General features: G+C 63.9%; 8 protein-coding genes. All 8 read left to right on the forward strand.

Features of this window, described 5'->3' with window-relative positions:
• Nucleotides 1–231: 231 nt before the first annotated feature.
• Complete coding sequence (locus F4U94_RS12150) at nucleotides 232–2,355, forward strand: sodium-translocating pyrophosphatase (protein ID WP_120251520.1); 2,124 nt, start codon at nucleotides 232–234, stop codon at nucleotides 2,353–2,355.
• Between the two features lie 218 nt (nucleotides 2,356–2,573).
• Nucleotides 2,574–3,569, forward strand: coding sequence for a sensor domain-containing diguanylate cyclase (locus F4U94_RS12155; RefSeq protein WP_120251519.1), 996 nt, complete (start codon nucleotides 2,574–2,576; stop codon nucleotides 3,567–3,569).
• A 253-nt stretch (nucleotides 3,570–3,822) separates the two neighbouring features.
• Nucleotides 3,823–4,506, forward strand: coding sequence for a DUF2490 domain-containing protein (locus tag F4U94_RS12160; protein WP_427771778.1), 684 nt, complete (start codon nucleotides 3,823–3,825; stop codon nucleotides 4,504–4,506).
• 93 nt (nucleotides 4,507–4,599) lie between these two features.
• Entirely contained in the window at nucleotides 4,600–7,338 is a 2,739-nt protein-coding gene (locus tag F4U94_RS12165) for a DNA methyltransferase (protein ID WP_120251517.1), read from the forward strand.
• 172 nt (nucleotides 7,339–7,510) lie between these two features.
• Nucleotides 7,511–8,635 (forward strand): 8-amino-7-oxononanoate synthase, encoded by a 1,125-nt coding sequence (locus F4U94_RS12170; RefSeq protein ID WP_120251516.1) that lies wholly within the window; start codon nucleotides 7,511–7,513, stop codon nucleotides 8,633–8,635.
• Complete coding sequence (gene bioD / locus F4U94_RS12175; protein WP_120251515.1) at nucleotides 8,632–9,246, forward strand: dethiobiotin synthase; 615 nt, start codon at nucleotides 8,632–8,634, stop codon at nucleotides 9,244–9,246. Before F4U94_RS12170 ends, bioD begins: the two co-directional genes overlap by 4 nt.
• 278 nt (nucleotides 9,247–9,524) lie before the next feature.
• A complete protein-coding gene (locus F4U94_RS12185; RefSeq protein WP_120251513.1) occupies nucleotides 9,525–11,570 on the forward strand; it encodes a M13 family metallopeptidase in 2,046 nt (681 codons plus the stop codon).
• 324 nt (nucleotides 11,571–11,894) lie between these two features.
• Complete coding sequence (locus F4U94_RS12190) at nucleotides 11,895–12,311, forward strand: DUF4168 domain-containing protein (RefSeq protein WP_120251512.1); 417 nt, start codon at nucleotides 11,895–11,897, stop codon at nucleotides 12,309–12,311.
• Nucleotides 12,312–12,331: the final 20 nt, after the last annotated feature.

Consider the following 12,331-nt stretch of genomic DNA (forward strand, 5'->3'; position numbering starts at 1 on the left):
AGCGCGCTTGTTCCCCAGCCATCTTGACGCACGCTGTCGGGTCTGTAGCTTCTTGCCACCCTATTCTCAGCCGGTTGGAGCGCTTACGATGCGCATGGTCCAGTTGCTGATTGACGCGGTGCCCGATGCCGGACCGTCCTCGTCCGGCCGCCCGCCTTCATGCCTTTCGCCTGCCCGTCATTCCCTGCGGAGCGGCGTGATGATAGCCATAACAGGGGGAGAGGAACATCCATGCAGATTGTCTATATCGCCATAGGGTGCGGCCTGCTGGCCGTACTCTACGGGCTTTTCACCAGTCGCCAGGTCTTGAGCCAGCCACCCGGCAATGACGTCATGCAGGCGATTGCCGGCGCTATACAGGAAGGCGCGAAAGCCTATCTGGGCCGACAATATACCACCATTGCCATCGTCGGCGTGGTCGTGGCGGTGCTGGTCGCCCTGTTCCTGGGCGTCACATCCGCGGTCGGCTTCCTGATCGGGGCGATCCTGTCGGGGGCGGCAGGGTTTATCGGCATGAACATCTCGGTCCGCGCCAATGTCCGCACCGCCGAAGCCTGTCGTGGCACGTTGCAGAGCGGCCTGACCGTCGCCTTCCGGGCGGGCGCCATCACCGGCATGCTGGTGGCGGGCCTTGCCCTGCTCGCGATCAGCCTGTTCTTCTGGTATCTGACCGGCCCCGCCGGCCATGCGCCCGACGACCGGCTGGTGATCGACAGTCTCGTCGCGCTGGCGTTCGGCGCGTCGCTCATCTCCATCTTCGCGCGGCTGGGCGGCGGCATCTTCACCAAGGCGGCCGATGTCGGCGCGGATCTGGTGGGGAAGGTCGAGGCCGGCATCCCGGAGGATGACCCGCGCAACCCCGCCGTGATCGCGGACAATGTGGGCGACAATGTCGGCGACTGCGCCGGCATGGCGGCCGATCTGTTCGAAACCTATGTCGTGACCGTCGGCGCGACCATGGTGCTGACGTCGCTATTGGTGACGGGCGTGGACAACGCCTTTCTGATGAAGCTCATGGCCCTGCCGCTGATCGTGGGCGGCGTGTGCATTATCACCTCCATCATCGGCACCTATATGGTCCGTCTGGGCGCCAGTCAGTCGATCATGGGCGCCCTCTACAAGGGGTTCTGGACCACGGCGATCCTGTCCATCCCCGCCATCTATTTCGCCACCCAATATACGCTGGGCGACCTCAGCGCCGTGTTCGGCGCGGATCTGGACGGGGTGGGCGGCTATACCGGCATGAACCTCTTCTGGTCGATGCTGGTGGGGCTGGCCGTCACCGGCCTGCTGGTGGTCATCACCGAATATTATACCGGCACCGCCTATCGCCCGGTCCGCAGCATCGCCAAAGCGTCGGAAACCGGCCATGGCACCAACGTCATTCAGGGGCTGGCGATCAGCCTGGAATCGACTGCGCTGCCGACTTTGGTGATCGTGGTCGGCATCATCGTCGCCTATCAGCTGGCGGGCCTGATGGGCATCGCCTTTGCCGCCACCGCGATGCTGGCGCTGGCCGGCATGGTCGTGGCGCTGGACGCCTATGGCCCGGTCACCGACAATGCCGGCGGCATCGCCGAAATGGCGCATCTGGACGATAGCGTCCGGGTGAAGACCGACGCGCTGGACGCGGTGGGCAACACGACCAAGGCCGTGACGAAGGGCTATGCCATCGGCAGCGCCGGCCTGGCCGCGCTGGTGCTGTTCGGCACCTATACGGAGGATCTGGACTATTATGGCTCCGCATTGGGGCTGACCCAGCCGGTCGATTTCTCCTTGAAGAACCCATACGTCATCGTCGGCCTGCTGCTGGGGGCGCTGCTGCCCTATCTGTTCGGGGCGATGGGCATGACCGCCGTGGGCCGCGCGGCGGGTGACGTGGTGAAGGACGTGCGCGACCAGTTCGCTACCAACAAGGGCATTATGGAAGGGACGTCGCGCCCCAATTATGCCCGCACGGTGGACCTGGTCACCCGCGCCGCGATCAAGGAAATGATCGTGCCCAGCCTGCTCCCCGTACTGGCGCCGATCGTCGTTTACTTCGCGATCGCCGCGGTGGCAGGCAGCGACAATGGCTTTGCGGCGCTCGGCGCCCTGCTGCTGGGCGTCATCGTGTCCGGCCTGTTCGTCGCCTTGTCGATGACAAGCGGCGGCGGCGCGTGGGACAATGCCAAGAAATATATCGAGGACGGCCATCATGGCGGCAAGGGCAGCGAAGCCCATAAAGCCGCCGTGACCGGCGATACGGTCGGCGATCCGTACAAGGATACCGCCGGCCCGGCGGTCAACCCGATGATCAAGATCACGAATATCGTCGCGCTGCTGCTGCTGGCCGCGCTGGCGCATGGCGCCTGATCGTCCGTAAAAGGGATGGAGGAGGGGTTTCGCCTCTCCTCCTCTCATCTTTGGGCCAACCGGTCGCGCGGGGCCTTCCCCACTCGCACATTAACCCTTTCTTCAGGGCAGGGGCGCAGTCTGTCGCCGTGGTCGGCCGGTTAGGGGGCGGGCCGCACCGCAGCTTATGCCCCGCCATGCCATGCAGGCGTGGCCCCATTCGAGCAGCGGATGCCCTGATGATGCACGCGATTGTGAACGACGAACCCGGCCGTGTCGCCGCCCTGCACCGCTACCAGATTCTCGACACCCCGTCCGAAGGCGCGTTCGACAAGGTCACCAACCTCATCCGCACCCTGTTCGGCGTCCCCATGTCCGCCGTGTCGCTGATCGACACCGACCGTCAATGGTTCAAGTCGCTCGCCGGCCTCGACGCCACGCAGACCCCCCGCAGCGAAGCTTTTTGCGACCATGCCATCCGGCAGGACGAGCCGCTGATCATCACCGATGCACGCGACGATCCGCGCTTTTGCGACAATCCGCTGGTCACCGGCGATCCGGGCATTCGCAGCTATGCCGGCGTGCCGCTGCGCACGCCTGATGGCTATAATATCGGGTCGCTCTGCGCCATCGACACTCGCGCGCGCGACTTCGCGCCCGAACAGATCGAGATATTGAAGAGTCTGGCCCCGATCGTGGTCGAGCAGATGGAATTGCGCCTGCTGGCCGAGCGCGACCATCTGAGCGGGGCACTGACCCGCCGCGCCTTCGTCGCCGCACTGGACAAGGCGATCGCGCTGCATATCCGGCACCAGCGCCCCGCCGCCCTGCTGATCCTGGACATCGACCATTTCAAGCGGATCAACGACACATATGGCCATCCGGTCGGCGACCGGGTGATCGAGGCGGTCGCGAAACGCTGCGCCGAACTCTCCCGCCCCAGCGATTCGCTCGGCCGGATCGGTGGCGAGGAATTCGCGCTGCTGCTGCCCGAAACCAGCGAGGCGGACGCGCTGGCCGCCGCGCGCCGTTTCTGCGCCGCGATCGGGGCGATGCGCATCCCCCATGATCCGCCGCTTCATGTTACCGCCAGTTTCGGCGTGGCCGCGATCGGCCTCGGCCGGATGAGCAGCCAGGACTGGCTGTCGGCCGCCGATGCAGCCCTCTACGAAGCCAAGCGCGGTGGCCGCAACCGGGCGGTGCTGGCGCCGCTGGCGGCCGAGTGCGCCGCCTGATCCGAGGTCGGAAGTCCCGGACATAAGTGGTACCATGCCGCCCATCGGTGCATTCTACGCGCTCAGCGCATCTGCGGCGCATGCGTCTGTCATGTTGGCAGGATAGGACAAGGCGGACCGAGTCCAGCCATGACGACGAGCCTTTGCGGCAATGATAGTCATAAAATAGAAATATAAATGACGCGCAAATGTCACCTGTTGGTCATATTGGGCGCGGCGACCCTTTGTTGGGAGAGGAATTGCCGTGCGCTCCATTCGCCCTTGCCTGTCGTCTATCGCCGCCCTGCCCCTTTTATGGGCCGCCACGACGCGCGCGCATGCCAGCGAGGATGAACAGCTGTGGACCACGGCCAACGCCACGGTGAAGCTGGGCGATCATTGGCGCCTGTCGCAGGAAATCGTCGCCCGTTTCAGCGACGATCGCCAGGGCCTGTACGAAATCGAATCCAACACGCTGGTCGGATACAAGCTGTCCAAGGTGGTGACGATCTGGGCCGGCTATACCCATGACCCGCAATATGCCGGCGGTGATTTCACCGTTATGGAGCATCGCGGCCGCCAGCAGGTGACGTTCGACAATATCGCGAAGATCGGCCGCGTTTCGATCAGCGCCCGGATGCGGATGGAGGAACGGTGGCGCGAGGGGGTGGACGGCACCGCCTGGCGGCTGCGCCCCTATGTGAAGCTGGTCATGCCCTTCCAGGAAGGCGGCAAGACCGCGCTCATCCTCAGCCATGAAAGCTTCTTCGACCTCAACAAGACCAATTTCCAGCGGGTCCAGGGAGAGGAGCGGATGCGCAACCTGATCGCCATCACCACCCCGGTCGCGAAGAATGTGAATGCGGAAATCGGCTATCTGCACCAGCATGGCTTTCGTCGCCATGCCGACGACAGCAACGACCATGTAGCATCGTTCGCGCTGAGCTTCAGCTTCTAGTCAATGGCCGATGACTCGGAAACGGATGCTACTCCGCTTGATATAGCCCGTTGATCCGCCAGCCTTTTCCCGTCTCATCGGGGGAGGGAAAGCATGCGTCTCAGCTGGCCGGAAATTCGTGCGAACGCGGCGCATTTTTCGGAGGAATGGCACGGCAAGGGCTATGAAAAGGGCCAGACCCACAGTTTCTACGACGAGTTTTTCGCGATTTTCGGCGTCCCCCGCAAACAGGTGGCATCCTACGAACATCGGGTAAAGGCACTCGATCCGCGCCGGACCGGCGGCTTCATCGACCTGTTCTGGCCCGGCATGCTGATCGTCGAGCAGAAGAGCATCGGCCGCAATCTCGACCGCGCCATGACGCAGGCGCTCGATTATCATGACTGGCTGCCGGAGGCGCAGCGACCGCGCCACATGATGGTGTGCGATTTCCAGCGGTTCGAACTGCTCGACCTGGAAACGCGGCGGCACTGGCACTTCCCGCTGCCCGACCTCAAACGCCATGTCGAAGCGTTCGACTTCATCCTGGGCGCCAAGCCGCAATTGCTGCGCAACCAGTCGCCGGTCAATCGCAAGGCGACCGACCTGATGGGGCGCCTGCACAATGCGCTGGCCGCCCAGGGCTATGTCGGTCACGATCTGGAACGGCTGCTGGTGCGCCTGCTCTTCATCCTCTTCGCCGACGACACCGGCATATTCGAACGACGCGAGCAATTCCTCCTCTTCCTCGAAACCCGGACCAGCGCCGATGGCGGCGACCTGGGCCGCTGGTTGATCGAATTGTTCGAGATACTCGACACCCCGCCCGATCGGCGACAGCGCGGGCTGGACGCCGACCTCGCCGAATTTCCCTATATCAACGGCGCGCTCTTTTCCGGCCGCATCGCCACGCCCGTGTTCGACCGGGCTATGCGCCAGATGCTGATCGACGCCAGCATCTTCGACTGGGGAGAGGTATCGCCGGCCATTTTCGGATCTTTGTTCGAAAGTGTGATCGATAAAGTGACTCGCCGGAAACAGGGCGCCCATTACACCCCCGAAGAGGCGATATTGAAGGTGATCGGCCCGTTGTTCCTGGACGATCTGCGCGCCGAGTTCGAGCGCGCCTGCGCCTTGCGGTCCGGCCGGGACGCGGCGCTGCGCCGCTTGCAGGACAGGATGGCCAGCCTCAGCTTCCTCGATCCGGCCTGCGGCGCGGGCAATTTCCTGGTCGTCGCCTATCGCGAACTGCGCGAGCTGGAACGGGAAATCATCCGTGAGCGGCTGATCGCGGACGGCCCGGTGCAGCAGGTGCTGGACGTCGCCGACCTCACCCGGCTGAATGTCGATCGCTTCCACGGTATCGAGATCGACGAATTTCCCAGCCAGATCGCGCAAGTCGCGCTGTGGATGACCGACCATATCGCCAATACCCGGCTGGGCGAGGATTTCGGCCGCCCCTATGCCCGCATCCCGCTCGTCACCGCGCCCAATATCCGCCATGGCGACGCGCTGGAGATGGACTGGACGGACCTGCTGCCGCCGGACCGGTGCAGCTATGTCTTCGGCAATCCGCCCTTCATCGGAAAGAAAGAGCAGACTGCTGCGCAAAAAGGCCAGGTGCGCCGCTTGTTCCCGTACAGTCCGGGCGCGGGGGAAGTCGATTATGTCGCCTGTTGGTTCATGAAGGCGGCGCAGTTCCAAGTGCATAATCAAGACATGGAATTTGCTTTCATTGCGACAAATTCGATCACCCAAGGCGAGCAAGTAGCCCATATATGGCCGCATATTCTGGAGAAACATGGACTGACGATCCGCTTCGCCCACCGTACATTCGGATGGAACAGCCAGTCACGCGGCATGGCGCATGTCCATGTTGTCATCGTCGGGTTGACGTCCAGACCGACCGCGCAAAAGCGGCTTTTCGATCATAGCAGAACGGGTGCGGCGACCGAATTACGCGCCTCTAACATCAACGCCTATCTGGCCGATGCGGCACCGGTATATGTCGGCAAGGCGCGCAAGCCGATCTCTCCACGGCCAGCGATCGCCAAGGGTAGCGAGGCGACAGATTTCGGTCATCTGACCATATCCGCCACGGTGCGAGAAGAGCTGCTTCGAGAACCGGGCTTTCGGCCGGAATGGCTGCGCCCGTATGTCGGCGGCGACGAATATATCAATGGCATCGATCGATGGTGCCTCTGGCTTGAAGAGGCCAACCCCACAGAGATCCGGCAATGCCGCGCTGTTGTAACGCGGTTGCAGGCGGTCGCTGCCGGCAGACGCGAAAGCAGCAAAAGCCGGACGCGGGCATTGGCCGAATATCCGTCCATGTTCGGGGAAAATCGGCAACCCCAGGGCGATTACATCATCATTCCGAAAATATCGTCCCAGCGCCGCGATTATGTACCGATCGGCATATTGCCCGACAGCGTGATCGTCAGCGGCAGCGCCCAATTCATCGCCGACGCAGATCTGACGACTCTGGGAATGGTAATGAGCAGAATGCACATGACATGGATGCGCGCGGTCGGCGGCCGAACCAAAAGCGATTATCAATATTCCAATACGCTCGTGTACAACAGTTTCCCGTGGCCCGATCCAACCCCAACGCAAAACGGTCAGATAGGGCTACTGGCAAAAGCCGTCCTCGACGCGCGCGCCCTGCCCAAAAATGCCGGCTCCACTTTGGCCGACCTCTACGATCCCGACACGATGCCGATCGAATTGCGCCGCGCGCATCGCGATCTCGATCAGGCCGTGGACCGGCTCTATCGCCGGGCGCCCTTCGCGTCCGACCGGGCGCGGGTGGAGCATCTCTTCACCCTTTACCAACAGCTCGCCAGCCAATGATGCCGAGCTGTCCTACAGGCCTGGAAAATGGCTATATCCCTCATGTCCCCAGCACCATCGCACCGCGCAAGCCTATGTCCGAAATAGGAATTTTAATGACAAAATATGCGGGAAATGTGCGAAGTTAAGGCCCCGCTTGCCGCCTCCTGAAGCCAGGCCTATAGCCCGCGCCATGACCGCCGAACCCTATGCCAAGCAGCTTGCCGCGCTGGAGTCGCGCGGGCGGTTGCGCCGCCTGATCCCGCGCGCCGGCCGCGACTTCGCTTCCAACGATTATCTGGGCCTGGCCGGCGATCCGATCATCGCCCAGGCCGTCGCCGACGCGATCGGGCGCGGCGTGCCAGTGGGATCGGGCGGATCGCGCCTGCTGCGCGGCAATGCGCCCGAACATGAAGGGCTGGAGGCGAAGGCCGCCGACTTCTTCCGCACGCAAGGCGCGCTGTTCGTAGCCAATGGCTATGTCGGCAATCTGGCGCTGTTCTCGACCTTGCCCCAGCGCGGCGACCTGATCGTCGCGGACGAGCTGATCCACGCCAGCGCCCATGACGGCATGCGCATGAGCAAGGCGCAGGCCGTCTTCGCCCGCCATAATGACGTGCAGAGCTTCACCGACCTGATCGTCGCCTGGCGTAAGGAAGGTGGCACCGGCCGCATCTGGATCGCGGTCGAGACGCTCTATTCGATGGACGGCGACATGGCGCCGCTGTCCGACCTCGCCAAGCTGGCGGCCACCCATGGCGGGATGCTGCTGCTGGACGAAGCGCATGGCACCGGCGTGTTCGGTCCCGGCGGGCGCGGCCTGTCGGCGGGGCTCGATGGCCTGCACAATGTCATCACGCTGCACACCTGCGGCAAGGCGATGGGAACGGAGGGCGCGCTGATCTGCGGCCCGCGCATCCATATCGAATATCTGATCAACCGCGCCCGCGCCTTCATCTTCTCGACCGCGCCCTCGCCGCTGATGGCGGTGGCGGCATCGGCCGCGCTGGACCGGATCGAACAGGCGAGCGACCTGCGCGACCGGCTGAAGACCTTGCGGCAGGATGCTGCCGAAGCGATCTGTGCGCCATTGGGCCTGCCCGCGCCGCGCAGCCAGATCGTACCGGTGATATTGGGCGACGACGTGCGCACCATGGCGGTGGCCGCCGCCTTGCAGCAGGCCGGCTTCGACGTGCGCGGCATTCGCCCGCCGACCGTACCGGCGGGCACCAGCCGTTTGCGCATATCCCTGACCCTGAATGTCGGGCGCAACGATGTCGCCGCGCTGGGCGAGGTGTTGCGAAAGGCGATGAAATGAGCGTGTTGATCGTCACCGGCACGGACACCGGCATCGGCAAGACCGTCTTTGCCGCAGGCCTGGCCGGCGCGTTGGGCGCTTATTATTGGAAACCGATCCAGGCCGGCGTCGATCCGGAGGGCGACAAGGAAACGGTCGCCGCCCTGTCCGGCCTGCCCTCGACACGCATCCTGCCCGAAGCCTTCCGCCTGACCACGCCGGCCTCCCCGCATCTGGCCGCGCGGATCGACGGCGTCACCATCGCGCTCGACCAGCTGCCGCTGCCCCAGGTGGACGGGCCGCTGGTGGTGGAGGGCGCCGGCGGCGTGCTGGTCCCCATTTCCGAAACGCTGCTGATGGCCGACCTGTTCGCCCATTGGGGCCAGCCGGTGATCCTGTGCGCCCGCACGGGGCTTGGCACCATCAATCACAGCCTGCTCAGCATAGAGGCGCTGCGATCGCGCGGCGCGCATCTGGCCGGCATCGCCTTCATCGGCGATCCCCATGCGGAAAATGAGCGGATCGTGCCACAACTGGCGGGCGTCCCCTCGCTCGGCCGGCTGCCGCATCTGGACAGGCTCGATCCGGCATCGCTGGCGACGGCGTTCGCGGCGAACATCCGACTGCCCTGAAAAAGGCCCGCTCGTTTCGCGCATAGTCGAGGGACGGAAGCACAGCGCCAGCCGCTTCTCGACCTTGGCCTGTCCTGAGCGCCTGCCTTGGCAGGCAGTCGAAGGGCTCGAAGCGAACGGAGAGGGCAGAAAGCCGGCAGGCGGCGACTAGCCTAATATTTCAACGGCCGACAATTTTCGACCAACGACATGGACAAGCCTGTTGCACGGGCGTTCAAGTCCCGGTCACGCCGGGCCTGCTACCGCTTGCCCATCTGTCACAAGCAAGGGATGCTTTGATGAAAACCCTCCTCATGGGCGCTGCCGCCACCGCGCTGGCGCTGGCCGCCACCATGGCGCAAGCCGATCAGCCCGCCACCCCCGCCGCCGCTTCGGCCAGCACAGCCAAGCCGACCTATGGCAGCTATGGTTTCGACGCGACCGGCATGGACGCGTCGGTCAAGCCGGGCGACGATTTCTACGACTATGCCAACGGCACCTGGGCGAAGAACACGCCGATCCCGGCCGACAAGTCCAATTATGGCGCGTTCAACACGCTGGACGACCTGTCGCGTGAACGCACCAAGGGCATATTGGAAGCGGCCAAGTCCGATCCCAACAGCAAGATCGGCGCGGCTTATGCCAGCTATCTGGACAGCGCCACCGTCGAAAAGCAGGGCCTGACCCCGATCAAGCCCTGGCTGGCCGAGATCAAGGCGATCAAGGACCAGAAGGGCTATGCGCTGGTCGCGGCCAAGGCGGCACGCGCCGGCATCGACGGGCCGTTCCGCTTCTATGTCGGGCAGGACGACAAGGATCCCGAAACCTACATCCTGTCCATGGGCCAAAGTGGCCTGGGCCTGCCCGATCGCGACTATTATCTGGATCAGGACACCAAGATGGCGGCGATCCGCACCGCCTATGTCGCGCATCTGGAACAGATGTTGACGCTGGCGGGCGAAAGCGATGCCAAGGCGCGCGCCGCCGCACTGATGGCTTTCGAGACGGACATCGCCAAGGTCCACTGGACCCAGGTCGACAGCCGCGACGCGGACAAGACCTATAACAAGATGACGCTGGCCGAGCTGCAAAAGGCCGCGCCCGGCTTCGACTTCGCCGCTTTCTACAAGGCGAACGGCCTGACCCCCACCAGCCTGCTGGTCGCCCAGCCCAGCGCCATCACCGGCGAAGCCGCGCTGATCGCCAAGGCGCCGGTCGGCGTGCTGAAGGACGCGCTGCTGCTGCGCACCCTGCACGGTTTTGCCGACAAGCTGCCCGAAAATATCGCGAACGCCGACTTCGCCTTCTACGGCACCACCCTGTCAGGCACGCCGGAACGCGAAGCCCGCTGGAAGCGCGGCGTCGATTTCCTGAAGGAATCGCTCGGCGAAGAAGTGGGCAAGGCCTATGTCGCGCAATATTTCCCGCCCGAAACCAAGGCGGCGATGGACGTGCTGGTCAAGAATGTGCTCGCCGCCATGGGCCGCCGCATCGACGCGCTGCCGTGGATGAGCGACACGGCCAAGGCGCGCGCGCACAAGAAGCTGGCCGCCTTCACCCCCAAGATCGGCTATCCCGACAAGTGGCGCGACTATGCCGGCCTGACGATCAAGGGCGGCGACCTGTTCGGCAATGCGCTGCGGTCGAACCAGTTCGAGTTCGACTATAATATCGGCAAGCTGGGCAAGCCCATCTATCGCTGGGAATGGGGCATGACCCCGATGGAGATCAACGCCTATGCCAATTTCGGCATGGTGGAGATCGTTTTCCCCGCCGCCATCCTGCAACCGCCCTTCTTCGATCCCAAGGCGGACCCGGCGGTCAATTATGGCGGCATCGGCGCGGTGATCGGCCATGAACTGAGCCATCATTTCGACGATCAGGGCGCGAAATATGACGAGACGGGCAAGCTCAACCAGTGGTGGACCGATCAGGACGTCGCCAATTTCAAGGCGCTGACGGGCAAGTTGGGCGCACAATATGACGCCTATGAGCCGTTCCCCGGCGCGCATGTGAAGGGCGCCTTCACCATGGGCGAGAATATCGGCGATCTGGGCGGCCTGGCCGTCGCGCTCGACGCCTATCATGCCTCGCTGGGCGGCAAGCCTGCGCCGGTGATCGACGGCATGACCGGCGACCAGCGCTTCTTCCTGGGCTGGGCTCAGGTGTGGCGCCGCAACTATCGCGAGGCGAATCTGCGCCAGCGGCTGGTGACCGATCCGCACGCGCCGTCGCAATATCGCACCGACATCGTGCGCAATTTCGACGCCTGGTATGACGCGTTCAAGCCCGCGCCGGGCGGCAAAATCTATCTGGCGCCCAAGGATCGCGTGAAGATCTGGTAAGCCAAAAGCGTTTTCCAAGCAGGGGGAATCACCTGCTGACTCGGAACACGCGGCAAACAAAATTTAGAGCAGCCGAGCCGATGCGTTGTATCGAAAGCTGCGTCGGAACAGCGGCCCGGGTTCGATTACGAATCCGGGCCGCTATTTATTCCGCACCTGCGAATGGACGGTGCGACGAATGGCGCCTGTCGGGGGACGAGCCGTTTTGGCGAATCCTGTTACCTTTTGAATCGCACGGCTTGCCGTTGCGCCCTTTCCCGCCCGGAACGATTTCAACAGCTTGGCCGTCTGTTCATCAGCATACCGATCAAGAGGAGAAAAAAGTTGACGGGTCTGAAAACCACCGCTCTGCTGAAAACGGGCTTCGCATCGATCGCTCTGTTCGCAGCCTATCCCGCACTCGCGCAGGATGCCGCCGCACCGGCAGCAGCACCGGCCCCCGCCGCCCCTGCGGCTGGCGCCAGCAACTTCAGCGATAGCGACATCAAGCAATTCGCCGCCGCCGCGGTCGAAGTGACGAAGATCCAGTCGGACACGTCCATCGCCGAAGCGGACAAGCAGCCCAAGATGCTGGCCGCGCTCCAGGCATCGGGCCTGCCGCCCGAAAAGTTCAACCAGATCGGTCAGGCCGCCGCGGCCGATCCAGCGCTCCAGCAGCGCATTCAGGCCGCCGCGCCGCCGGCCCCGGCGGCTCCGGCAACGCCCGCTGCCCCGGCACAGCCGAGCCAGCCGCAGCAATAAGGCAATATAGGGAAGGGCCG

Source organism: Sphingobium limneticum (genome assembly GCF_008710155.1).
GTDB classification, from domain to species: domain Bacteria; phylum Pseudomonadota; class Alphaproteobacteria; order Sphingomonadales; family Sphingomonadaceae; genus Sphingobium; species Sphingobium limneticum.

Bases quoted from the DNA above. Each gene is read 5' to 3' on its own strand.
- F4U94_RS12155 (WP_120251519.1), top strand. From the start codon at position 2,574: ATGATGCACGCGATTGTGAACGACGAACCCGGCCGTGTCGCCGCCCTG.
- F4U94_RS12170 (WP_120251516.1), top strand. From the start codon at position 7,511: ATGACCGCCGAACCCTATGCCAAGCAGCTTGCCGCGCTGGAGTCGCGC.
- F4U94_RS12150 (WP_120251520.1), top strand. From the start codon at position 232: ATGCAGATTGTCTATATCGCCATAGGGTGCGGCCTGCTGGCCGTACTC.
- F4U94_RS12185 (WP_120251513.1), top strand. From the start codon at position 9,525: ATGAAAACCCTCCTCATGGGCGCTGCCGCCACCGCGCTGGCGCTGGCC.
- F4U94_RS12165 (WP_120251517.1), top strand. From the start codon at position 4,600: ATGCGTCTCAGCTGGCCGGAAATTCGTGCGAACGCGGCGCATTTTTCG.
- bioD (WP_120251515.1), top strand. From the start codon at position 8,632: ATGAGCGTGTTGATCGTCACCGGCACGGACACCGGCATCGGCAAGACC.